Raw genomic sequence first — 22,711 nt, 5'->3', positions numbered from 1 at the left:
TCAACCCCGCCGCTTAGGCGCATTTACTGGAGAGAGTCTTATGTGTTTCCGTCACTGCAACCTCGATGAAGACAGCGGCAAGCCTTCGCGCCGCGACTTTGTAAAAGGCGCTACCGCCACCGGCGCCTCGCTGGCGCTTTCACTGGGCGTAGCAGCTTCGCTCTTGCCAAGCGTTGCCTCGGCAGCGACTACCACCCTGAAAGCAACACACGGCACAGGGCTTTGCAATCTCGCATTTTTCCTGGTTGAGCGCAGGGGACTAGCCAAGCCGGACGGGGTGGACCTGAAGTTCGTCGTTACGCCGACGCTAGCGGACATCTCGACGCTATTCGGATCCGGGCAGGTCGACATGTCAGTCATTCCTTATTCAAACTTTTTGACGTTGGTCGATGCCGGCGCGCCGGTGAAGATCGTCGCGGGTGCCGGCGCTGAAGGCCTGATGCTGATTGCTCGAGAAGGAATCAACAGCGCGGCGGACCTGCGTGGTAAGACGATCGGCACTTTCCAGGCGGATACGCAGGAACTGGTGCCCTACGACTACCTCAAGAAGAGCGGCATGTCGTTCAAGGACGTCAAGGTGCGCTATTTCAATACTTCGCCTGAGATGGCTCAGGCTTACATCGCGGGCGCCGTGGATGCGATTTGCCACGTTGAACCGTACGCCACCAAATGCATGCAAGAGCGCAAGGGCTCGACCATTCTTACGGATGGAAAAGACCTTTACGGCGATCTGTACTCCGATTGTGTCCTGGCAGTCCGCACTCCGTTGATTGAGAAAAATCCCAAGGCAGTGAAGGCCATCATCAAGGCGATGCTTATGGCCCAGCGCGAGGTCGAAACGGACATCGACTCCGCGCTTCGCCAGACCGTCGGCACCTTCTACAAGACCTCATTCGATGCCGCGAAGCTGGCCGCCAGCAAGCAACCGGTGATGATTGACCAGCGCCGCAACACCCAGTTCATCTTGGACCGGTCGCAGTCGATGCGTGAGTTGGGCTATATCCGCAAGCCGACGACTCGCGATGCCTTCGACTGGAGCCTGATGGAGCAGGTCATCGCAGAAAATAAGGCGCTGTTCGATAGCCTTAAATTCAAGTCGGCCTGACATGGTCACGGGTCCTCACACGCAGGCCCCAGGCGCGCTGCCGGTGGCTGGCGCGCGCTGCGCCAAGCCGATTTCCGCTAACCAAACCTCCAAGGCTCTCCGCCGACGCCTCATTGCAGGCGTTCAGCGCAGCTTATGGTGGCTCGCGTCCGTGGGGTCCTTAATTGGCGCCTGGGAACTTTGTTGGTATGCGGGGCTGGCAGATCCACTGCTGTTGCCACCGCCGCACATATTTCTTGCCAAGCTCACCGAACAGTTCCACTTCTTCTCGCCGGCAGGCTCCAGTGAGGACGGTGAATCGGGCGGTATGTGGCCGGTCCTCGCCGTGATGGCGTGGACATCAATGCGGGTTGTCGTCGGCTTGACGCTGGGCTTCGTCGGCGCGGTGGCGTTCGGCATCGCCATTCGCTACTACAGGATTTTCGGGTTGCTGACGCTGCCGACCGTGACGCTGCTGACGCCGATATCACCTGTCGCGTGGCTCCCTATCGCCATCTTCGTTTTCGGCATCGGCGATGTGCCCGCGATCTTCCTTGTCTTCATCTCTGTCTTCTTCGTCATTGTGCTCTCGACGCTCTCACAGATCGACAACGTCCCGGCGTCGTACATCCACGTGGCACGGATCATGGGCGCGACGAAGCATCAGCTGTTCCGCCATGTCATCCTGCCGACGGTTCTTCCTGGCCTGTTCGTGACGCTTCGACTGAACCTGTTCGCTGCCTGGATGGTCGTGCTAATCGCCGAGGCAGTCGGCGTGGGGTCTGGCCTGGGGCAGATCGTGATGATGGCCCGCAACACATTCAACTCAAGCCTCGTGTTCTTCACGATGACCTTGATCGGGCTGCTCGGCTATGCCTTCGACAGGGCATTGCTCACGGTCCAGAACAAAGTGCTTTGGTGGGTCGGCCCCGCCGCGACTGGAGGTAGATGACCATGAAGCCACGCATTACTGTCAACAAGGTCCGCAAGGTATGGAACGCGGACACGCCCAAGGCAACGACCGCCATCGACGGCCTGAGCTTTGATGTTGCGCCAGGCGAATTCGTCGTGCTCTTAGGTCCGTCTGGATGTGGGAAGAGCAGCCTGCTCTTCATGGTCGCGGGCCTTGAGACCCAAACCGAAGGTGAATTGCTGTGCGATGGCATGCCCATCACGGGCCCCGATACAGAACGAGGCATGATTTTCCAGGAAGCATCGCTTTTTCCATGGCTCACCATCGCAGAGAACGTCACCTTCGGACTCAAACTGAGAGGGGAGTTCCCCGAGAAGCGGGATCGGGTTGCCCAGGACCTTTTGATGAAGGTCGGGCTGGCTGATGCGGGCCATAAGCGGCCCGACGAGCTTTCGGGAGGCATGCGGCAGCGTGCGGCCCTCGCACGCGCCTTGGCTATGCAGCCCAAGGTGCTGATGATGGATGAGCCCTTCGCTGCACTGGACATCCAGACGCGCGCCAAGATGCAGGACCATCTGCTGCAAATCTGGCGTGTCAGCGGGGCCAGCGTCCTGATGGTGACGCACTCGATAGAAGAGGCGGTGGCACTGGCTGACCGCATCGTCGTGTGGACTTCGCGCCCCGGCCGCGTGAAGGAAATCGTGTCGGTCGACCTGCCACGCCCGCGGAAGCCGCGCGATCCGGCGTTCATCGAGCTGCAACTCAGGCTCGGCGATCTGCTCGCTGACGAAGTCGACCGGGCTTTCCGTGAGATGGAAGCGGCCGTCTAGGATCTGCTTGGCAAGTTTCCCCGGACATCTCTACCTATCACTATTCAAAGGAGAACTCATGGGAGTAGCGTTAGTTCGTGCGAAGTGGCTTGTTACCGGCATTCAGGATCGGGACACTCCGCAGGTCATCGGCGATGGTGCCGTGGCCCATCAGGATGGCAAGGTCGTGGCCGTAGGCGAGTATGAGGAGATCCGACAGCGGTATCTGGAGGCGCCAGTTACCCACCACGGCAGGCATGCCTTGTTGCCGGGTTTCGTCAACAGTCATCACCATGTCGGGCTGACGCCGTTGCAACTGGGATCGCCGGACTATGCACTGGAGCTCTGGTTCGCTTCTCGACTTTCCGCGCGCGACGTCGACAGTTATCTCGACACGCTTTACTCTGCTTTCGAGATGATCGCCTCCGGCATCACCACGGTGCAGCACATCCACGGTTGGCTGAGGGGCTCCTACGAACAAGTGCATGGTGCCGCGAGCGCGGTGCTCAAGGCCTACCAGGGCATCGGCATGCGTGCGTCCTATTGCTATGCGGTGCGCGAGCAGAATCGTTTCGTCTACGAGGACGATGCCAGGTTCTGCGCCGCGCTGCCAACTGAGATCGGGGAGCCGCTGCTGGAGAACCTCCGGCAGGCCACGATGAGTTTCGACCAGCACGTTCAGCTCTATCGGCAGCTACGGGCCGAGAACCAGCACCCGCTGACGCGCGTGCAGCTCGCGCCCGCCAATCTGCACTGGATCACCGACGACGGGCTGATGAGACTCGTGACGCTGGCCCAAGCCGATAACGTGCCCATGCACATGCATCTGCTGGAGACCGCTTACCAAAAGGAGTACGCCAGGCGCCGCACCGGCACCACCGCGGTCCGACACCTTGAGGACCTGGGCGCACTCGGCCCGTGGCTGACCCTTGGCCACGCAGTCTGGTTGACCGCTGAGGACGTCGAGCGGGTCGCGCACAGCGGGACCTGTGTTTGCCATAACTGCAGCAGTAACTTCAGGCTTCGTAGCGGTGTCGCGCCCATCAATGACCTGTCGAGGCGGGGTGTCACCATCGGCCTGGGGCTTGACGAGGCCGGAATCAATGAAGACCGGGACATGCTGCAGGAGATGAAGCTGGCTCTGCGTGTCCACCGCGTGCCCGGCATGGACGAGCGCGAGGTCCCGAGCGTGCCGCAGGTAGTCCAGATGGCGACCGAGCACGGTGCTCGGACCACAGCTTTCCGAGGTGAGATTGGGCGCCTTGACGTCGGGTTGAATTTTGATGCGGTCGTCATCGACTACGAACGCGCGACGTATCCATACCAGGACGAGGACGTGACGATGTTGGACGCGCTGATTCAGCGCGCGCAGCAGAAGCATGTGGAGACTGTCTACGTTGGCGGCGACCCAATTTATTCGAACGGCGTATTCAAGTACATCGATCGAGATAAGGCCCTGGCAGACCTAGCGGCTCAATTGGCGCGACCGAAGACCGCCGAGGAACAGGCGCGGCGACGCCTGTCTAAGGCGGTGTTCCCTCACGTCAAAGCGTTCTATGACGACTATCTCGGCACGGAGCAGGCGCGCCAGCCCTTCTACCTGGCGTCTTCGCGTAGCTGATCGCTGGCCGGGCGCCGCTCGCAGCCGTGCCCTTGACCATCTGAGTCTCCACAGCTGGTCCGCGGCTGATAGAGTGCCCGAATTCAGCAGGACGACGTCTTCAGAGACTCGCGTGGCCCAGCTGATGACGCTGCAGCGTGTTCTTGCCACTGTCGAGGAAGCCGTTCAGCACATACATCGGCGCACGGCCGTCAGCCAGAACCGCGGCGTGGTTCATTGTCAAGCCAGTTGGAAGATGGCATCCCCATGGACGGCGACATTGCGTGGCAGCGAGTTGCAGCCCACCGCGATGCGCCCATGCAGACCCGCTTCGCCGAACACCTCGACCATTGGCAGAAGAGAGCCGGTGCTGCTGGACGTCGATGCGCCGGCCGTGCGCGCGCCGCGTCTTGGACCAAATGCTCGCCGACGAAGCGGCCGCGACTTAACTCGTCCGAGCGTCGTCCAGCCGGCTGTGGCCGCGATCGAGGATGTGCTGAGGGACGAAGATGCCTTCGATCCGTCGCGCTTGCGCTCCCGGCCATCATTGCGCGCACGGATTTCGTGGGTGTCATGCCGCAGGCGATCGCACGCAGGTTCATCGAGCCGAAAACCTTCCTCAGGGCCTCCGGAGCGTTTCCCCGCTGCCGAACAGTAGGGCCACGGACTCCCGCAACCATCTCACAGCTGCATCCGACTGATACCGCGGGTGCCAGAATTGCTTGAGGGCATATGGGCGGATATTGATCGGCGGCTCGACGATGCGCAGCTGCTCTACGCGGGTGTAGTAGTCGGCGATTGATCGGGGGACGGTGACGATCATGTCAGTCGCGGCGACGATGGCCGGCACAGTCAGGAAATGCACGGAGGTCAACTGCACGCGCCGCCTGTAGCCCTTCTCCTTCAGCAGTGTCTCGAACAGTTCGCCGCTGCGCCCCATCGGGATCACCACCGCGTGCGACATCTCCAGGAATTTGCGAAGCCCGATGCGCGTGGAGCGCACCTCGGGGTGGTCGGCTCGCACTACGCAGACCAATGAGTGCATGAAGAGCGTCTGGGTATAGAGTGTCGGCCGCTCCAGATTGGGGAAAAAGCCAAGGGCAAGGTCGCAGCGGCCATCCTCGAGCGCGCGTGCGATGTCCTCCAGGGGGAAGGTCTCGCATCGCACGTTGCAGTGGGGCGCTTCGCGTTGCAGGTGCGCCATCAGGCGGGGCATGAAGTGCAACTCCCCGACGTCCGCCATGGTCAGGACGAAGTCGCGGCGGGTTGTAGCGGGATCGAACACGGTGCCGTGCTGCACGGTCTCGTCGATATCGGTGAGCGCTTTCCTCGCCGCCTCCACCACCTGGGTGCACCGCGCCGTTGGGAGCATCCCGGCGGGTGACCGGACGAACAGGGGGTCTCCCAAGCTCTTGCGCAGCCGCCCCAGTGCAAGGCTGGTGGCGGGCTGGCTGAGATCCAGCTCGACAGAGGCCTTGGAAACGCTGCGCCATCGATGGACGGCCACCAGCACGCGCAGCAAGTTGAGATCGAAACCGAAGTGTTCGGACATTTGCAATGTAAATAATGACTTTAACTCCAAGTTTATTGTCTAAATGTCGGCACTGACCGATCCTTGCCCTCCATAAAAGTGCCGATCAGGAATGTCCGTCGGCCAGACAGGAGACAGAACCCCATGGATTCGAACGGGCACCCGATCGCCCAGCGAGCCGGCGCCGGCGCTTCGCTGGACTCACGCTTTGACGTCGAGACAGACATTGCCTTCCTGAACGGCAACAGCGCTCTGATCCGGATGATGGTCGAGCAGATGCGGTCGGATCGGGCTGCGGGGCTGCGCAGCCAAGCCTTTGTCACGGGCTATCCGGGCTCGCCGCTGGGCAGCATCGACATCGCGTTGCGGCAAGCGCGCAAGACTCTCGATGCTCACGGAATCACGCACCGCGAGGCGCAAAACGAGGAGTTCGCCGTCTCGATGCTGAGCGGCACCCAGATGCTGGATGAGCACCCCCATCCGGAGGTCGATGGCGTGGTCGGCTACTGGTACGGCAAGGGACCGGGGCTGGACCGCGCGGGTGACGCACTCAAGCACGCCAACTTCGCGGGGACAAGCAAGCATGGCGCCGTGGTCATCCTCAGCGGTGAAGACCATGAAGCGAAAAGCTCGACGGTGCCTTACCAGCAGGAATTTTCGTTTGAGCACCATGGCATCCCTGTGCTGTACCCGGCGAGCATCCAGGAAATTCTCGACTACGGCCTGCATGCAGCCGCGCTCTCGCGCTATTCGGGCTGCTGGGTGGCGCTGAAGCTTGTCGGAACGTTGTGCGACGGCGGGGAAGTCGTGCAGCTGCATGCGGACGGAATCCGGCCGGCAGTTCCCAAGCTGGAGCTCGTGGGCCACCCTTTTGCCAAGGCTGCGAACCATCGTTTCTTTCCTGTGACCAACGTCGAGACCGAGCGTCGGCTGTACGACGAACGTCACGCCGCCGTACTTGCGTATGCACGCGCGAACCATCTCAATCGGGTCGTCCAATCGACCGCTGCAGACCGCATCGGCATCGTCAGCGCCGGCAAGAGCTGGGCCGATACATTGCAGGCGCTCGAAGATCTCGGGCTGGATCGCGCAGTGATGCAGGCCCAAGGCGTGAGACTGGCCAAAGTGGGTCTGCTCTGCCCCGGCGACGCCGCTTTCTTCCGCGAGTTCGCGCAGGGCCTTCATACCGTCATCGTCGTGGAAGAGAAGCGCGACTTTCTGGAGCGGCAGGTGGCCGTCGGCATCGTCGGCACGAGCGTTCGCGAACTGGTCGGCAAGCAGGATTCGCAGGGCGACCGGCTGTTCCCCGTGCAGGGTGGCATGACCAGCGACATGGTCGCCGAGCGGCTTGCGCGCGTGCTCCAGCATCACTTCGAGCTGCCGCAACGGGGCCTGCAGCGCGTGCGCTACCTCACGCAAAAGACCGCAAACCGCGCTGCCAGCCTGCCCGCACGCGCGCCCAACTACTGCTCGGGCTGCCCGCACAACGTGTCGACGTTGCTTGCGCCGGGGCAGGTGGCGTGGGGAGCACCAGGCTGCCACCTGTTTGCTGCATTGATGGAAGACCCGCAAAAGCGCGTCGAAGGCACGACGCAGCTGGGAGGCGAAGGGTTGCCCTGGCTTGGACTCGCGCAATACACCAGCCGCCCGCACATCGTGCAGAACGTCGGCGATGGCGCGCTGGCTCATTCGAGCTACCAGAACATCCGGTTCGCGATCACCACCGGCGCGAACATCACCTTCAAGCTGCTGATCAACGGAGTGCTGGCCAACACGGGCGGCCAGCAAGCAGTTGGTGCGACCGCCATCGCTGACCTTGCCGGCCGCTTGCTTCAGGACGGGGCCGCGCGCGTCGTACTGGTGAGCAAGGAAAAAGAGCAATATGCGGCGGTGCGTCTGCCGACAGGGCTTGTGCACCGCACGCCGTCGGAGCTCGAGGCCACGATGGCGGAGTTGTCGCAAGTGCCCGGCGTCACCATCGTGATCTACGACGGGGCTTGTGCCAACGAGCGGCGCCGCCGCCAGAAACGCGGGCTGGAGCCGGCGCCGACGTTGTTCACTGTGGTCAACGAGGAGGTGTGCGAAAACTGCGGCGACTGCGGAGCCAAGGCGAACTGCATGTCGCTGCAGAAAGTGCCGACGGAGTTCGGCCTGAAGACGCAAATCCACCAGTCCACCTGCAATCAGGACAGGGCCTGCCTTGGAGGCGAGTGCCCTTCGTTCGTCACCGTGGAAGTCTCCCCCGGCACGGGGGTGCGCAAGCCCGCGCGGCCAACGATCCAGGCCGAGGCTTTACCGGAGGTCGAGGTCGCGCGGCTGGTGGCGCCGTATCACGTCTACATGCCGGGTCTCGGCGGCTCCGGCGTGCTGACGGCCAGTGCGATCCTTGCACAAGCGGCGGCGATGGAAGGCCTGCAGGTCAAGACCTACGATCAAACCGGGGCCTCGCAGAAGTGGGGCGCGGTTCTGTCCAGCCTGATCCTCGCTCCGGCGGATGCGCCTTCGCACACCAACAAGGTCGGAATAGGCAAGGCCGATCTCTACCTCGCGCTCGACCTGTTGGCGGCGGTTGACGCGAATAACTTGAAGTGCTGCGATGCGGGACGGACTCGCGCCGTGATCAACTCGGGCGTGTTTCCCAACGGTGACGTGGTGCGCGACTCGCGCAAGTCGTTGCCGATCGATGAGCTGGTCGAGACCGTCGCCAGAGCCGCTCGCGAGGAGGGCAGGGTGACACTCGACGCACGGCGGATTGCCGAGGTCCTGTTCGGTGACTTCATGATGACCAATATGGTGGCCATCGGCGCCGCGTACCAGGCGGGGTGGCTGCCCATCCCGGCGGATCGGATCGAGGCCGCGATTGCCCTCAACGGCACCCAGGTCGAGGCGAACACCCAGGCTTTCCGGGCGGGCCGCCTGTGGGTGCACGCGCCGGAGCAGGTCGCACAGCTCGGGACTTTGCAGCCCCGGCCGCTCGCCGACCGCGCGGAGGCTTTGCGCACTGGCGACAAGACCGTGGCACTCGCGTCTTTCGAACTGCTGCTGGCCAAGTTGCCGGTGAAGCTGCGCGAGCACGTCTCGTTGCGCGCCCGAGACCTGGCCGACTACCAGGATGCAAAGTATGCGCTGCGATATCTCGAGCAGGTGGCCGCTTCGGCTCGCGCCGAATCCTCGGCCAATGGAGCGGGATCCTCATTTGCCGTGACCGCGGCTGTTGCCGACGGCCTGCACAAACTCATGGCCTACAAGGACGAGTACGAGGTGGCCAGGCTCCTCACGAGAACCGGATTCGAACAGCGCGTCGGTGCCATGTTCTCGGGGCCGGTGCGGCTTTCCTACAACCTGCAGCCGCCATTCGCGAGGCTGCTCGGGCTCAAGGGCAAGGTGCGTGTCGGCCCGTGGGTGCGCCCGGTCCTGGTTGCCTTGGCACGGTTCAAGGTGCTGCGTGGCACCGCCGCCGACCCTTTTGGCCGAATGGCGTCGCGTCGCGAAGAGCGTGCGCTGATCGACTGGTACGAAACCCTGTTGCGCGATGGGCTTGCGCTCCTCGACTCGGGCAATACGGTGCTTGTGGCGCAGCTGCTGGCTTTGCCGATGGACATTCGCGGGTACGAGAGCGTCAAGTCGGCCGCCGTCGCCGACGTCAGGCAACGCGCCGATGCACTGCTGGTCCAGCTTCGTCGGCCACGCACGATTCCCATTCAATCCGTTCCCCTCGCGGCCTGACCGCATCGTTCCACCACAACAGGAGACAAACCGATGATCCGCAACCTGAATTACCTCGCGCTCGCGACCTTGCTCGGTACGACTGCTTTGGCGGCAACCGCACAGGAGGCGCAACTGCGCCTGGCGACTGCATTCCCCGAAAACACGGCTTGGTCGCAGGAGATCATCAAGTGGAGCGAGCGGGTCAACGCCCAGGGCAAGGGGCTGGTGAAGATCAACTTCGTTGGTGGCCCGCGCGCCGTGCCGACCTTCGAGATCGGCAACGCCGTCAAGAGCGGCGTGGTCGACATCGCTCTGAGCCCCGGCGCCTTCTACACCAACGTGTTTCCGGAGGCGGACACGTTGAAGATGGCGCAGATCCCGATCGCCGAGCAGCGCAAGAACGGCGCCGTCGACTACATCAACAAGGTCTGGAACGAGAAGGGCAACATGCAGTACCTCGCCCGAATGGTGGAGGGTTACCCGTTTCATATCTTCCTGACGAAGAAGCCGGAGAAGCTCGATTTCACCGGACAGAAGATCCGCGTGTCGCCGGCGATTCGGCCCGCACTACAGGCCCTGAACGGCAACCCCATCAACGTACCGCCCGGCGAGATCTACACCGCCCTGGAGCGCAACGTCATCGACGGCTATGGGTGGTCCGTTGGCGGCGTGTTCGACCTGAACCTGGCGGGGATGACCAAGTACCGGGTCGATCCGGGCTTCTACGACGCCGACGTTTCGATCGTGATGAATCTCGACAAGTGGAAGAGCCTCAACCCGCAGCAACGCGACTTCATCCAGAAAATGGCGATGGAAGTCGAGGCGAACTCTGGTTACTGGCGCAAGGAAGGAGAAGACGAGAAGCGCAAGCAGAACAGCTCGGGCATCCAGTCCGTCACTTTCAGCCCCGCAGAGACCTCCAAGTACCTCGACAAGGTCTATGAGGCCGGCTGGACCGACCTGATCAAGCAGAGCCCCGTCCACGGCCCGAAGCTTCGCGCCCTCCTGTCCACGGCGAAGTGACTGGCATGACGCGCCTGCAAGCGGCCTTTGGTCGCATCTATTCCTTCATGATGACACTGGCCTGCATCGTGCTGCTGGTGATCGTCGGCTCCATTGCCGCCGATGTCCTGCTGCGCAACGTCGCGGTTCCGGGCTTGCCGCGCGGCTTGACGGCCGCAAACGACATCTCGGAATACGGCCTGTACTTCTGCACTTTGCTGGCTGCACCGGCGCTGTTGCGGGCGGGACAGCACATCCGGGTGGACATCCTGCTGCGGGCGGTTCCCCGGCAGGTTGCCTGGGCCTGCGAGTGGGTGTCCGACGCCGCGGGCCTGGCGGCATGTGCGGCACTGGCCTGGATGGGCTGGATCATGGTCGGCAAGAGCTATGCAGCCGGCGCCATGCAGACCCGCAGTCTGGTGGTGCCGGAGTGGTGGCTGCTTGCCGGCATGCCGATTGCCTTCGCGCTGTTGGCCATCGAGTTCGCGTTCCGTATGTGGCGGCTCGCCCATGGTCCTGTGGAGCCGCGTTCTGACGCGGTGTCGGCGGCATGAGCGACTGGATCTTTCCGGCCCTGCTGCTGCTGGGCGGCTCGACGGTGCTGCTCTTCGTCGGCATTCCCGTGGCATTCGCCTTCCTCGTGACGAACCTGGTCGGCGCCTGGCTGTACCTGGGCAACGAAGCGGGCCTCGGGCAGATCGTGCGCAACGGCTTCGTCGCGGTGAGCTCGTTCTCGCTGACGCCTATTCCACTTTTCATCCTGATGGGCGAGATCCTGTTCCATACGGGCCTGGCTGTGAAGGTGATCGAAGGCGTAGAGCGCCTGATCACGCGCTTGCCCGGCCGCCTGGCGGTCGTGGCGGTCGTCGCAGGGACGGTCTTTTCCGCCATCTCGGGATCGACCATCGCGACCACTGCAATGCTGGGCTCTCTGATGGTGCCCGTCATGCTGGCACGGGGTTACCACCCCACGATGGCCACGGGTCCGATCATGGCGATCGGCGCGGTTGACATGCTGATTCCTCCGAGTGCGCTGACGGTGCTGCTTGGAAGCCTGGCGAACATCTCGATCTCCGGGCTGCTTATTGGCGGCATCGGTCCCGGCTTGCTGCTGTCGACTGGTTTCGTACTTTGGATCGTGATCCGGTGCACTATGAATCCGTCCCTTGCCCCTCCGACCGACTTCGAGAGCTTCCACGGCTGGGAGCGCTTCAGGCCACTCTTCCAGTACGTCCTGCCGCTGCTCTCCATCTTCGGCGTGGTGGTGGGCGCCATGGTGGCTGGTTGGTCGACGCCGACCGAGAGCGCCGCGCTCGGTGTTGTCGCGACCCTGGCGATTGCCATGGCCTACCGCGCGCTGTCGCTCAGGGCGCTGATGCAGTCACTGAGGGGCACCATCGCGATCTCCGGAATGATCCTATTGATCATCATGGGCGCTACCACCTTCGCTCAGATACTCTCGTTCTCCGGCGCCTCCAATGGCATCGTCGAGGTGATCACCGGTAGCGGGCTCGGGCCGATGGCCATCGTTGCCGGAATGATGCTGATCCTGATCTTCCTCGGGATCTTTGTGGATCAGGTGAGCATGATGCTGATCACCATCCCGATCTTCATGCCCATCGTGCAGAGACTGGGGATCGATCCGATCTGGTTCGGAATCATGTTCCTGATTTGCATGCAGATGGGCCTGCTGCTGCCGCCGCACGGACTGCTGCTGATGACGATGAAGGGCGTTGCACCGCCTACGGTGACGATGGCCCACATCTTCCGTGCGGTCGCGCCCTATGTGGTCATGAGCTTCATTGTGCTCGTGGCCGTGTTCTTCTTCCCGCCACTCGCCACCTGGCTGCCAGGAACCATCAAATGAGCGGTATCGAATCCCGTTCGCGCCTCCAGCTGGATGGCGTGGTCTACACGCCGCCTGAGCAGGCACTGCGCTATCTGGAGGCCGGCGCATGGCAGCGCAGAACCGTCGGCCAGGCGCTTGCCGAGGTGGCAGGACTTCATCCGCATCGAGTGGCGTACATCTGCGAAGACCTTCGCATCACCTTCGCAGAACTGGACGACCGAAGCGGCCGGATCGCCGCCGGCTTGCGTGAGCTCGGCCTGCAGCCCGGTGACCGGGCGATCTTCCAGATGGGAACCGGAATCGACACGGCACTTGCGCTGTTCGGGTGCTTCAAGGCCGGCGTGCTGCCGGTCTGCACCATCCAGCAGTACCGGTCGGTCGAAATCTCTGCGCTGGCGCAGGCGACCAGGCCGCGCGCCTTCTTTGTGCAAGCCGACGTTGCGCCGAACTTCGACCAGGTCGCGTTCGCGCAGGAAATGTCGGCCGCGCACGCGATCGAGCATTTGGTCGTCGCCGGCGGTCGGCCGGAAGCGCCGGGCATTGCGCTCGAGGATCTGGAGGCCCATCGCCCGGGCGTCGGCTTCCAGGAACAGTGGAACTGCTGCGACGTCGCGACGTTTCAACTCTCGGGTGGTTCGACGGGCGTGCCCAAAGTCATCCCGCGCCATCACGGCGAGTACCTCGCGCACGCCAAGGCCTGGTGCGATCACTTCGGCTGCGCGGATGGCGACGTGGGCATCTGGGCCCTCTCGATGTTGCACAACGCGGGGATGATGTTCTCGGTGCTGCGCTGCGTGCTGTACGGGGCCACCACGGTGTTGATGCCGCGCTGGGATGTGGCCCGCTTTTTCGCGTCCGTCGAGCGCGAGCGCGTTCAACACGCATTCACCATCGGCCCGCATGCGCCGGCAATCGCCGGCTACGCGGACGCCGCACGCCACGACCTCTCGTCGCTGCAACTCACGCTGACGCTGATCGGTGCCGAGCCGATAGAGAAAGGCACCGGCCGCCCCGCGACCAACATGTACGGAATCACAGAGGGATTGGTGCTCTGCGGCACACCGGATGAGGGCGCCACCGTGCGCCACGGTTCCATCGGCACGGTGTGCTGGGCACACGACGAAATTCGCCTGCTCGAGCCCGGGACGGAACGCGAGGTGCCGTTCGGCCAGACGGGCGAACTCTGCTTCCGAGGGCCCTCGTCGCTGCGCGGCTACTACGCAGCGTCGAACATCACCGCCGCGAGCATGACATCCGACGGCTTCTTCCGGACTGCCGACATGGTGCGCGCGGGCCTGGAGGGTTCGCGGACGGTCTATTACTTCGAAGGCCGGATGCGAGACAACATCAACCGCGGCGGAGAGAAGTTCGGCACGGAGGACATCGAACTACTGCTCGGGCGGCATCCGCAGATCATGGATGGCAAGGTCGTCGCGATGCCCGACCCGGTCTACGGCGAGAAGGCGTGTGCCTACCTGGTTCCGCGCGACGGAACGAGCCTTCCCACCGTGCAGGAGCTGGCGACCTTTCTTGTCTCGCAAGGGCTTGCGAAATACAAGTGTCCGGAGCGGATCGAAGCCGTCGCAACCTTCCCCGTCACGCGCGTCGGGAAGCTGGATCGCCAACAGATGCGTCAGTGGATCGCCACCAAACTCTCGTCCCAACCTCCCGCGCAGTGATAGACCATGTACGAGTACACCTATGAACGCCGATTGCACTGGAGCGAGTGCGACCCCGGGGGGATCATTTTCTTTCCTCACTATGCGCGCTGGATGGTAGAGGGCCTGAACGAAATGTTCCTCCAGCTGGGTGTCGACCCCAACGGTCCGCGCGGCGACACGGCGCTCGGCGGCTTGCCGGTCCTCGCCCTTGCCATGAAGTTCATCAGCGCACCAGCCTTGCATGAAATGGTCACGCACCGGATCGAAGTGACCCGGCTCGGCGGCAAGTCTCTGGCTTTCCGGCACTGCTTTCTGCGCGGACCGGAACTGCTCATGGAAGCGGAGGAGACACGCGTGTGGGCCGAACATCCGCACGGCGATCCACGTGGACTGCGTGCGACGCCGATCCCCGACGAAGTGCGGGCACTTCTGCAGCAAGGCCTTTGAGCACCATCGCAAGGAGCATCAAGAAATGAAAGTCAAGATTCTTGGCGGGGGGCCGGCAGGTCTCTATGCCGCCTACCGCATCCGGCGCGAGGTGCCGGGCGCCGAAGTGACGGTGTTCGAGCAGAACCACGCCCACACAACGTTCGGCTTTGGCGTAGTGTTCTCGGACCGCGCGCTGGAGTTTCTGGCCGCAGGCGACGAGGAAACGCTGTCGCTCATCACGGCCGGGCTCGAGAGGTGGAGCGACATCGAACTGCGCGTCCATGGCCAGCGTATTCGCGTCGATGGCGTCGGATTCACGGCCATCGGGCGGTTGCATCTGCTGGACATCCTGCGCGAACGGGCGCTGTCCGTTGGAGCCACCCTGATCGACAGCCGCGTCGTCCATGACCTCGCGGAGCTCGGCGAAGCGGATCTCGTGATCGGTGCGGATGGCGTGAACTCCCTCGTGCGCAGAACGTTCGAGCCGCAATTCGGCACGCAAGTGACGTTGCTGGAGAACCGGTTCGCGTGGTTCGGCGCCAACCGGCCGTTCGACTACCTGACCCAAACGTTCAAGCAACTGTCGCAGGGAAGCTTCAATGCGCACCATTACCGCTACGCGCCTTCGATGAGCACCTTCCTGGTGGAAGTGGACGCACAGACCTTCGAGCGCGTCGGCTTCGAACGGATGAGCGAGGAGCAGTCGAGGCGCTATTGCGAAGGCTTGTTCTCCGAGGAGTTGGAAGGCGCCCAGCTGGTGACCAACAGATCGTTGTGGCGCCGCTTCCCGGTCATCAGCAACCAGAAGTGGGTGGTCGGCAAGCACGTGCTGCTTGGCGACGCATTGCGTACCGCGCATTTTTCGATCGGATCTGGAACGCGCCTCGCGCTGGAGGATGTGCAGGCGCTCGTCCATGCGCTCGCCGGACACCCTGACAGCGTGGACGACGCACTGGGTGAGTTCGTTGAACAGAGGAAGCCGATCGTGGACAAGCTGGCTGGCGCCGCCACGCGCAGCGCCACCTGGTACGACCATTTCGCCGAGCACCTGAATCAGCCTGCGTGGGAGTTTGCGATGTCCTACATCGGCCGGTCGGGACGGATCGATCCCGAGCGCTTGCGAGCCATGTCTCCGCGCTTCGTCGATGGCTATGAGGCGTGGCGGAGCGCCGCCGCTGCCGAGCGGACCACGGGAGAGTCATGATGACCGACAGTACGGAAGACTTGGCGCGTGAGCGCTACTACGAGCAACTGCAGCCGCTGAACCTGGCGCCGCTGTGGAGCGTACTCAAGGGCCTGGTTCCGGCGCAGCCGGTCCCCGCGGCTCGGGCTTGCATGTGGTCTTGGGACGAGGTGTACCCCCAGCTGCTTCGGGCCGGCGAATTGATCACCGCCGAAGAGGCCGAGCGCCGGGTGCTGGTCCTCGAGAACCCTGGCCTGCCCGGCAAATCCCAGGTGACCGATACGCTCTACGCCGGGCTGCAGCTGATCCTGCCTGGCGAGACAGCCCCGGCGCACCGGCACACACAATCGGCATTGCGGTTCGTGCTGCATGGCTCTGGCGCGTACACCGCGGTCGATGGAGAAAAGACGCCGATGAACCGCGGAGACTTCATCATCACGCCGCACTGGACATGGCATGACCATGGTCATGACGGGGGCGAACCGGTGGTGTGGCTGGACGGGCTCGATGTTCCGCTGGTCACGTTCTTGCGGGCAGGGTTCCGCGAGGAGTTCTCGCACAAGGTTCAGACCACCAGCCGCGGAGCAGGCGAGAGCGCGGCGCGTTTCGGCTCGGGCCTATTGCCAATCGATCATGTGCAGCGCGGGCTGACGTCGCCGATGTTCTGCTACCCGTATGTGCGTGCGCGAGAGGCCATTGAGGTGCAGGCACGCACTGCCGACCCCGACCCCCATCTGGGCGTCTGCCTGCGGTACGTCAATCCGACCACCGGGGGTTGGGCGATGCCGACGATCGGTGCGGTGCTGCGCTACTACCCGGGCGGATTCGCGACGCGGCCCTACAGGTCGACGGACAGCACAGTGTTGGTCGGTCTGGAGGGAGAAGCGGAAATATGCGTGAAGGGATGCGAAGCCCTTCGCATCGGCCCCAACGATGTGGCGGTGGTCCCGGGCTGGAGCGAATGGACCGTGGCCGCCCGCCGGGACACGGTACTTTTCAGCTATTCGGACCGGCCTGTTCACGAAAAGCTGGGCCTCTTGCGCGAAGCCCGAAGCTGACCTGCTGCAACTACTGGAATCAACAAGATGAAGCTCTGCCTCTTTGACAATCATCGCATCGGCGTGATTACCGGAACCGGCGTCGTCGACGTCACGCCTGCTTTCTCGCACATTCCGAAGGCCTCCTGGCCCTATCCGCCGGCGGACTGGCTGATCCAGAATTTCGAAGCCGCGCGTGAGCGGATTGAGCAGATCGCGGCCACCGGGGCGCCCACGCCTCTGGAACAAGTGCAGTTGCTGTCCCCGGTGGCCAACCCCGGAAAGATCATCGGCGCACCCATCAATTACAAGGATCACATCGATGAAGCGAACGCCGATAACGAGATCAACCACGGCAAGACGTACACGGAACTCGACAAGTTCGGGTTGTTCCTCAAGGCCAACAGTTCCCTCATCGGCTGCAGCCAGGAGATCCAGATTCCCTTCCCGGACCGGCGTACCGACCACGAGGTGGAACTGGCTGTCATCATCGGTAGAACAGCAAAGCGCGTTTCCCGGGCCGTGGCACTCGACTACGTTCTGGGGTACTGCATCGGGCTCGACATGACGGTGCGCGGACCCGAATTTCCGACCTTCCGCAAATCGCCCGACACTTTCTGCGTGCTGGGGCCCTGGATGGTGACCAAAGACGAAATTCTCGATCCGAACGATCTCGATCTCAGCATCCGCGTCAACGGTGAGGTCAAGCAGTCATCGAACACGAAGTACCTGATCTTCGACGTCCAGCGACTGATCGAATATGCGTCTGCCATCTACACGCTGCATCCAGGGGACGTGATCATGACGGGGACACCGGCCGGTGTCGGACCGGTGGCCGCAGGGGATGTGCTGAACGCCTCGGTGCAGGGGATCGGCGCGATGTCTGTCCGCGTAGCCCGGTAAAGCGGCCTGGCTACTCGCCTCACCTTTGGGGGCGCGTGCGCAACCGCTCATCGGTGGTGAAAAGTTCAGGGAAGCAGTTTGGAAAAAGTTCGGTGCCGGTTCTGAAGTCTTCGTTGCACTTTACTCATATGACGCAGTCATGTGATGGTCGATGCGAGGGTCAAGGGGGTCGGCCGATCCGAACGTCTACCTTCCAACACGTGCGAAGACACAAGGATACAAGGGTGTCACGGGAAACATTTCGTTTGACGAAGGGGGAGACTTGAAGAACGGCGCATTGGCCCCTCTAGACCTTCAGAAAAGCGAAGCGCGAGCAGACCGCGGTGGTGCGCTTTCGTTATTTCGAGACGAAGTCCCTCAGCCCGATTCACGCCGGGCGAGAGTCGCGGCTCCGGTACTTAGGGTCGGGCGCTCGGGCAGGATTGGCGCCGTGACTTTTCCGCGTTCCTGCGTTGTGCTTTGTCTCGAACCTGCCGTTGTAGCCCATTCCACCTGACAGATTACGCTGGCATGCGAAGAGACCTTCGGACCGCTCGCACCGCTTTTTCTTCGAGAAAGAACGACATGGCGTTTGCTATCGCCAACGCGACCAGTACGGACTGGTCATATTTCTGCAGCCCGCGAAGCCCCTGCTACTTCGCGGCGATGCACTCCAGTTCCACTCGCGCGTTGAAAGCCAGGGACGTGGCACCGAACGCACTTCGAGCAGGAAACTTCCCATCCTTGAAGTACGTCTTGTAGACATCGTTGAATGCAGTCCACTCGCTCATGTCGGCAAGCATCGCCGTGCACTTGACCACATCGTCCAACGAGTAGCCGTGCGCCTCCAGCGAGGTCCTGATGTTGTCGAGAACCTGCTTGGATTCTGCTTTGATGCCACCGGGCGGCAGCTTGAGGCTGCCAGGAATATTTCCGATCTGGCCGGACAGGTACAGCGTGCCGCCGACTAGGACCGCCTCCGAAAAAGGAAGAGTGGTAGGCAAGATCTTTCCCGAGTTCAGGTACTTGGGGGTGGTGGTGCATCCCGCACTCACTGCAAGGGCGAGTGCGAATGCGCTCATGCCAAAAAGACGGGCAAGGGACGGTTTGGATGCGTGGAGGGTGGAGCTCATTGGATTCAGGGGGTTCCGATGGCAGCGAGAAACTTGTCGATGTCGCTGATGTCGTTGTAGACCGATGGCGAAATGCGCGCGTGGTTGGCCCGTAAAGTGATTTCGACCTTTGCAGGCGACAACCGACTGGACAGTTGCGAAGCGTTCGCATAGGAAAACGTAACGATTGGCGAAACAGTTTCTGGAGGCGTCACCACCTGAAAACCTCTCGCGCGCAAGCCAGCCTGCAGCGCATCGGTCATGGGCTTGCGGTAAGCCTGGATCTTTTCTACCCCGATGCTTTGAATCCAATCAATGGATGCTGCGCAAGCTGCTTCCACGGACGAAGCGGGGAACGAACCCGCAAAGTAGCCTGCGACCGAGTTGATCTGCGCACTTTCATACGGAACACTGCCGGGAGCGTCCAGCGGGTAGACGTGCAAGATCGGCGCCGCGAAGTTTCGCGTTTGGCGATAGCCATACCAAGGACGTTGGAGCTGCGAGAGAAGGCTCTTGCGCACATAGAGGAATGCAAACCCAAAGTCTCCCATGAGCCACTTATAGGTTCCGCATGCCGCAAAATCCACGCCGGCAGCTTTGACATCCACGGGAATGGCGCCCGCCGACTGGATCAAGTCGACATAGACGAGGGCCCCCCGAGAGTGCGCCAGGTCACAGACCGCCTTCAAATCGTGCGTGAATCCGTTGTAGAGAGACACGTGCGAGATGGCGACCAGCTTGGTTCCGGGAGAAATTGCAGCATCGAGAGCGCTGAGCGGGATCCGATAGTCGGCATTCATTGGAACCGTCACGACGTCCAGGCCTTGCAGACGGTATTGCTCGTACATGTAGAACGAGCCTACAAAATGCAAGGCGTCAGTCACAACTCGGCCGCCACTGGCCGGCAGGCCAAGCGACTTGGTGACGAGGTATTCACCCATTGAAGTGCTTGGGACATAGGTGACCTCGTCGGCGTCGGCGTTGATGAGCGCGGCGAACTTCGCTGTCGCGGTGGCGCCTCCGCCGACAAGGGAAAGCTTGGATTGAGCGTAGCCCTTCAAGGCGTCCGTGGCGTACTGGTTCCATGGATGGTCCGCCGCTCCATTGAGGTAGACACGGTCTGCTACTCCGGGAAATAGTGCCTTCGCCGGAAGGCTCGATGCGTCTGCGGGCGTCTGCGGTTCAGCCGCAGATGCCGGCGAGATGGGTGCGCCCCCTGAGCTTCCGCCGCATCCCGTGAGCTGGCCTCCGAGCAAGCCAGCGATCGATGCACCGCCGATGGACTTGAGCCAGCGGCGACGAGAGGCCTCAGGCAGAACCTGGGATTCAACTTCGTTCATTTTCATTAAACTCCTTGTCAATAGGCCAACAAAGAGTTGAATTCCAGGGCGAACTGCTGGCCTATAGTCATCGCAGCCTGCAAGAGCGACGCCTGTTCAACTCACTGTGTATTGTTCAACACTATGTTGAAGTGTTCGCCTAGGACTAACCCCCTCAATCCCCGGAGACACCTACTTACATGTCCTCACGCAAGCTTCGCGACTCCGCTGCCATCCCGCTAGCCGCCGCGCCAGGTGGGCGACATCGGCTTGAGCGCAGTCAACTGGCAATCGAGCGGGACCGGATGATGTCAATCCTGCGTCCCGTCGTTGATCTGATGGAGCAAATACTGCCGCCCAATACGGAACTGGTGCTCCATGACCTCACACATCCAGATGCTTCCGTAGTCGCCATCGCCAACGGACAGGTCTCGGGTAGATCGGTTGGAAGCCCTATCCTGAGCGGCCCGAAAGACGATCATGCCTTTACCGCAGCGTTTGCTACTACGACTGAGGCCTCCGATGAGGGGCACGCAATGGTCGGCGTCTATCCCACAGTCAGTCCAGCTGGCACCCCTCTCAAATCAGCAACCGTCATCTTTCGTTCCGAGTCCGGAACACCCTTGGCGGCACTTTGTGCCAACGTCGATCTCCAGATGCTCAAACTGGTGCACGCATGGGTTGGCAGGGCTATCGATGGACCGTCGAATGTGAAGGTGAACGGAGAAACACATGCCGAATCTGCTGACATGGACGCCCTGATGGCGGAGATTATTGAATCCGCAGTTCAAAACCTCGCGAAGCCCGTGCTGCTGATGACCAAGGACGAGAAGAGCAAGGCTGTCGAGGAGATGCTGCGCCGTGGGTTGTTCATCGTGAAAGGCAGCGTTCCACGAGCCGCCAAGGCACTGGGGCTCTCAAGGTACACGGTCTACAACTATCTCGAAGCGATTCGACAACGCGAACAGCAGGCTCCACCGACGCGGAAATCTTCGATTGCGGCGACGAATCTCGCCTCTGTGCAGAGGCCCGCTACTGCCCGCAAGAGAGGATCCGTGGCAGATTGACGCAGCAACACGACTCTCTCAACTGATGCGAGACCTAAGCCTAGCTTGACTGCTCGAAGCCCGAGAGGGCAAACATCCTCGTCTTTAGGGCGTCGATGAATGCAGTGACGCGCGCTGGCCTGTAGATGCCCGGAGGCAGGGCGGCATGAAGGGCGATCGGTTCGAGCCACCAGTTCGCCAGCACCCGCTGCACCCGACCGGTCTTGAGGTCTTCCTGGCACATCCAGGGGGCCGCCGCGCCGATACCGGCTCCATTGAGGATCGCGCGGTAGCTCGACAACAGGCTGTCGGTCTGGATCGGCGTGTCGAGCATCTCCATGCGGGAGCGGCCCGATCGATCCAGCATGCGCACTTGCCGGTCACGTAGGGCGCGAGCCCGACGCAGGGCAACTGCGAAAGGCGCGATGCTGACGGGCCCCAGCTTCTTGAGCAATTCGGGCGCGGCGATCAGCACACGTTCCATCGTGCCGAGCTTGCGGCTCACCAATCCAGGATCGCGCACCTCGCCCACGCAAACCCAGCAATCTGCGCCCCATGCAGTCAGGTCGAGCACCCGATCGGTCAGCGTGAGTTCGACGCGCAACGCGGGATGTACCGCGCGCAGAATGGAATCCGCTTAATCAGGACTGAATGGGCCTCGTTCAGGGGCCAAGCAGATTGCGTCGTACGTGAAGAAGGTGGTCTCGAGTGTGCGCCGTTGCACGCACCAGATCCCGATCGGTCAGCGCGCTCACAATCTGGCGGTGTTCGATCTGATAGGACAGGCGCCGCTCTTGCGAAAGACTGTGGCGCTTGAGTGCACCCCAATCGTCCTGGGCTCGCGCCTGTTTGATCAATTGAAATATGTTGATGACCAGCGAGTTGTGAGCGGCGAGCGCAATGGTTTCGTGCAGCTCACCGTCCCATTTCTCGAACTCTTCCAGGCTGTGCGCGGCCTCGGCCTTGTCGCAGCAATGGGCCATCTTTGAAAAGTCGTTCTGCGAGGCGTTCCGGATGATCAGCTCCACGATGCTCGGCTCGATGGCGAGCCGAGCGTCCATGAGCTCTGCCGGGCTGATTGAACCCGAACCGATCGCGAGCGCTGTGCCCGGCTCGGAGGACTCGCCTCTGCTCAACTTAGCCGGATCAAGCCGGTCGCTGACGAAAGTGCCGCTGCCGACCGTTTGAGTGATGAGGCCGGCTGCCTTGAATTGCGCCAGAACGCGCCGAACCGTCGAGCGGCCGATGCCGAATGATTCGCTGAGATGGCGCTCGGTATCGATCCTGTGCCCGCGAGGCCATTCGCCGGACTTGAGCTTGCCCAGGATTGCATCTCTCAGTACCGCGGCGCTGTCCATCGTTTGGTTCTCCATCGCTTCAGATCATATCAAGCGGTCAAAAACTGGGCGACCAGATCAAACCAATTGCAACCAATCGACAGAGGATTTCAAGGGTAAGCCTCGAAATAACCATAAGCATGCGCCCAATTTGACGCATACTCGCCCAATCGGGTCATATTGGTTTGATCTGAAACCCAATTGGAGCA

The 22,711-nt window shown here is 62.1% G+C and carries 19 protein-coding genes; 14 read left to right on the top strand and 5 right to left on the bottom strand.

Annotated features, from left to right (window positions below; translation table 11 throughout):
* Nucleotides 1-40: 40 nt before the first annotated feature.
* Genes BLR24_RS03200 through BLR24_RS03185 form a run of 4 tightly spaced genes read left to right on the top strand, consistent with a single transcriptional unit; the run spans nt 41 to nt 4,427 of the window.
* Nucleotides 41-1,105, top strand: coding sequence for an ABC transporter substrate-binding protein (locus tag BLR24_RS03200; RefSeq protein WP_093012441.1), 1,065 nt, complete (start codon nt 41-43; stop codon nt 1,103-1,105).
* 1 nt (nt 1,106) lies between these two features.
* Nucleotides 1,107-2,036, top strand: a complete 930-nt coding sequence (locus tag BLR24_RS03195; protein WP_093012438.1) for an ABC transporter permease — start codon at nt 1,107-1,109, stop codon at nt 2,034-2,036.
* 2 nt (nt 2,037-2,038) lie between these two features.
* On the top strand, nt 2,039-2,827 hold the full coding sequence (locus tag BLR24_RS03190) for an ABC transporter ATP-binding protein (RefSeq protein WP_217636274.1): 789 nt from the start codon (nt 2,039-2,041) through the stop codon (nt 2,825-2,827).
* Nucleotides 2,828-2,885: 58 nt separating this feature from the next.
* Nucleotides 2,886-4,427 (top strand): amidohydrolase family protein, encoded by a 1,542-nt coding sequence (locus tag BLR24_RS03185; protein WP_093012432.1) that lies wholly within the window; start codon nt 2,886-2,888, stop codon nt 4,425-4,427.
* A 598-nt stretch (nt 4,428-5,025) separates the two neighbouring features.
* Here BLR24_RS03185 and BLR24_RS03180 read toward each other — a convergent pair.
* Nucleotides 5,026-5,958: a LysR family transcriptional regulator gene (locus BLR24_RS03180; RefSeq protein WP_093012429.1), complete on the bottom strand. Its 933-nt coding sequence runs from the start codon at nt 5,956-5,958 to the stop codon at nt 5,026-5,028.
* A 78-nt stretch (nt 5,959-6,036) separates the two neighbouring features.
* Between BLR24_RS03180 and BLR24_RS03175 the strand changes: the two genes are divergently transcribed.
* From BLR24_RS03175 to BLR24_RS03135, 9 genes are read left to right on the top strand one after another with little or no spacing between them, the layout of a single operon-like run.
* A complete protein-coding gene (locus BLR24_RS03175) occupies nt 6,037-9,663 on the top strand; it encodes an indolepyruvate ferredoxin oxidoreductase family protein (RefSeq protein WP_139188692.1) in 3,627 nt (1,208 codons plus the stop codon).
* A 33-nt stretch (nt 9,664-9,696) separates the two neighbouring features.
* Entirely contained in the window at nt 9,697-10,668 is a 972-nt protein-coding gene (gene dctP, locus BLR24_RS03170; RefSeq protein WP_093012423.1) for a TRAP transporter substrate-binding protein DctP, read from the top strand.
* 5 nt (nt 10,669-10,673) lie between these two features.
* A complete protein-coding gene (locus tag BLR24_RS03165; protein ID WP_254787143.1) occupies nt 10,674-11,201 on the top strand; it encodes a TRAP transporter small permease in 528 nt (175 codons plus the stop codon).
* Nucleotides 11,198-12,514, top strand: a complete 1,317-nt coding sequence (locus tag BLR24_RS03160; protein ID WP_093012420.1) for a TRAP transporter large permease — start codon at nt 11,198-11,200, stop codon at nt 12,512-12,514. Before BLR24_RS03165 ends, BLR24_RS03160 begins: the two co-directional genes overlap by 4 nt.
* Nucleotides 12,511-14,175, top strand: coding sequence for an AMP-binding protein (locus BLR24_RS03155; RefSeq protein WP_093012417.1), 1,665 nt, complete (start codon nt 12,511-12,513; stop codon nt 14,173-14,175). Before BLR24_RS03160 ends, BLR24_RS03155 begins: the two co-directional genes overlap by 4 nt.
* A gap of 6 nt (nt 14,176-14,181) precedes the next feature.
* On the top strand, nt 14,182-14,604 hold the full coding sequence (locus BLR24_RS03150) for an acyl-CoA thioesterase (RefSeq protein WP_093012414.1): 423 nt from the start codon (nt 14,182-14,184) through the stop codon (nt 14,602-14,604).
* A gap of 25 nt (nt 14,605-14,629) precedes the next feature.
* The gene (locus BLR24_RS03145) at nt 14,630-15,790 is read left to right on the top strand and encodes an FAD-dependent monooxygenase (RefSeq protein ID WP_093012411.1); all 1,161 of its coding nucleotides are present in this window, start codon (nt 14,630-14,632) and stop codon (nt 15,788-15,790) included.
* Nucleotides 15,790-16,827: a gentisate 1,2-dioxygenase gene (gene gtdA, locus BLR24_RS03140; protein WP_093012408.1), complete on the top strand. Its 1,038-nt coding sequence runs from the start codon at nt 15,790-15,792 to the stop codon at nt 16,825-16,827. The genes BLR24_RS03145 and gtdA overlap by 1 nt, the downstream gene beginning before the upstream one ends.
* Before the next feature lie 27 nt (nt 16,828-16,854).
* On the top strand, nt 16,855-17,709 hold the full coding sequence (locus tag BLR24_RS03135; RefSeq protein ID WP_093012405.1) for a fumarylacetoacetate hydrolase family protein: 855 nt from the start codon (nt 16,855-16,857) through the stop codon (nt 17,707-17,709).
* Nucleotides 17,710-18,341: 632 nt separating this feature from the next.
* On the opposite strand, the gene BLR24_RS03130 is transcribed toward BLR24_RS03135, so the two are convergent.
* Together BLR24_RS03130 and BLR24_RS03125 are read right to left on the bottom strand one after the other, a co-directional pair.
* A complete protein-coding gene (locus BLR24_RS03130) occupies nt 18,342-18,821 on the bottom strand; it encodes a RidA family protein (RefSeq protein WP_254787142.1) in 480 nt (159 codons plus the stop codon).
* A gap of 5 nt (nt 18,822-18,826) precedes the next feature.
* Nucleotides 18,827-20,140: an aminotransferase class V-fold PLP-dependent enzyme gene (locus tag BLR24_RS03125; protein WP_175543154.1), complete on the bottom strand. Its 1,314-nt coding sequence runs from the start codon at nt 20,138-20,140 to the stop codon at nt 18,827-18,829.
* A 179-nt stretch (nt 20,141-20,319) separates the two neighbouring features.
* Here BLR24_RS03125 and BLR24_RS03120 point away from each other — a divergent pair, with 179 nt between their 5' ends.
* On the top strand, nt 20,320-21,186 hold the full coding sequence (locus BLR24_RS03120; RefSeq protein ID WP_093012396.1) for a helix-turn-helix transcriptional regulator: 867 nt from the start codon (nt 20,320-20,322) through the stop codon (nt 21,184-21,186).
* Nucleotides 21,187-21,226: 40 nt separating this feature from the next.
* On the opposite strand, the gene BLR24_RS03115 is transcribed toward BLR24_RS03120, so the two are convergent.
* Both BLR24_RS03115 and BLR24_RS03110 read right to left on the bottom strand, forming a co-directional pair.
* Nucleotides 21,227-21,790 (bottom strand): LysR substrate-binding domain-containing protein, encoded by a 564-nt coding sequence (locus BLR24_RS03115; protein WP_302848483.1) that lies wholly within the window; start codon nt 21,788-21,790, stop codon nt 21,227-21,229.
* A 37-nt stretch (nt 21,791-21,827) separates the two neighbouring features.
* Nucleotides 21,828-22,523 carry a FadR/GntR family transcriptional regulator gene (locus tag BLR24_RS03110; RefSeq protein ID WP_093012814.1) on the bottom strand — a complete coding sequence of 232 codons (696 nt, stop codon included), beginning with the start codon at nt 22,521-22,523 and terminating at the stop codon, nt 21,828-21,830.
* Between the last annotated feature and the right edge of the window lie 188 nt (nt 22,524-22,711).

The organism is Variovorax sp. OV700, from assembly GCF_900099805.1.
Classification (GTDB): domain Bacteria; phylum Pseudomonadota; class Gammaproteobacteria; order Burkholderiales; family Burkholderiaceae_C; genus Variovorax.
Note: the sequence above shows the minus strand (reverse complement) of the source record. Positions and strands in the feature narration are given on the sequence as shown.

Excerpts from the sequence above, each read along its gene's own strand:
- BLR24_RS03200 (WP_093012441.1), top strand. The coding sequence starts at position 41 with ATGTGTTTCCGTCACTGCAACCTCGATGAAGACAGCGGCAAGCCTTCG.
- BLR24_RS03195 (WP_093012438.1), top strand. The coding sequence starts at position 1,107 with ATGGTCACGGGTCCTCACACGCAGGCCCCAGGCGCGCTGCCGGTGGCT.
- BLR24_RS03190 (WP_217636274.1), top strand. The coding sequence starts at position 2,039 with ATGAAGCCACGCATTACTGTCAACAAGGTCCGCAAGGTATGGAACGCG.
- BLR24_RS03185 (WP_093012432.1), top strand. The coding sequence starts at position 2,886 with ATGGGAGTAGCGTTAGTTCGTGCGAAGTGGCTTGTTACCGGCATTCAG.
- BLR24_RS03180 (WP_093012429.1), bottom strand. The coding sequence starts at position 5,958 with ATGTCCGAACACTTCGGTTTCGATCTCAACTTGCTGCGCGTGCTGGTG.
- dctP (WP_093012423.1), top strand. The coding sequence starts at position 9,697 with ATGATCCGCAACCTGAATTACCTCGCGCTCGCGACCTTGCTCGGTACG.
- BLR24_RS03165 (WP_254787143.1), top strand. The coding sequence starts at position 10,674 with ATGACGCGCCTGCAAGCGGCCTTTGGTCGCATCTATTCCTTCATGATG.
- BLR24_RS03160 (WP_093012420.1), top strand. The coding sequence starts at position 11,198 with ATGAGCGACTGGATCTTTCCGGCCCTGCTGCTGCTGGGCGGCTCGACG.
- BLR24_RS03155 (WP_093012417.1), top strand. The coding sequence starts at position 12,511 with ATGAGCGGTATCGAATCCCGTTCGCGCCTCCAGCTGGATGGCGTGGTC.
- BLR24_RS03150 (WP_093012414.1), top strand. The coding sequence starts at position 14,182 with ATGTACGAGTACACCTATGAACGCCGATTGCACTGGAGCGAGTGCGAC.
- BLR24_RS03145 (WP_093012411.1), top strand. The coding sequence starts at position 14,630 with ATGAAAGTCAAGATTCTTGGCGGGGGGCCGGCAGGTCTCTATGCCGCC.
- gtdA (WP_093012408.1), top strand. The coding sequence starts at position 15,790 with ATGACCGACAGTACGGAAGACTTGGCGCGTGAGCGCTACTACGAGCAA.
- BLR24_RS03135 (WP_093012405.1), top strand. The coding sequence starts at position 16,855 with ATGAAGCTCTGCCTCTTTGACAATCATCGCATCGGCGTGATTACCGGA.
- BLR24_RS03130 (WP_254787142.1), bottom strand. The coding sequence starts at position 18,821 with ATGAGCTCCACCCTCCACGCATCCAAACCGTCCCTTGCCCGTCTTTTT.
- BLR24_RS03125 (WP_175543154.1), bottom strand. The coding sequence starts at position 20,140 with ATGAACGAAGTTGAATCCCAGGTTCTGCCTGAGGCCTCTCGTCGCCGC.
- BLR24_RS03120 (WP_093012396.1), top strand. The coding sequence starts at position 20,320 with ATGTCCTCACGCAAGCTTCGCGACTCCGCTGCCATCCCGCTAGCCGCC.
- BLR24_RS03110 (WP_093012814.1), bottom strand. The coding sequence starts at position 22,523 with ATGGACAGCGCCGCGGTACTGAGAGATGCAATCCTGGGCAAGCTCAAG.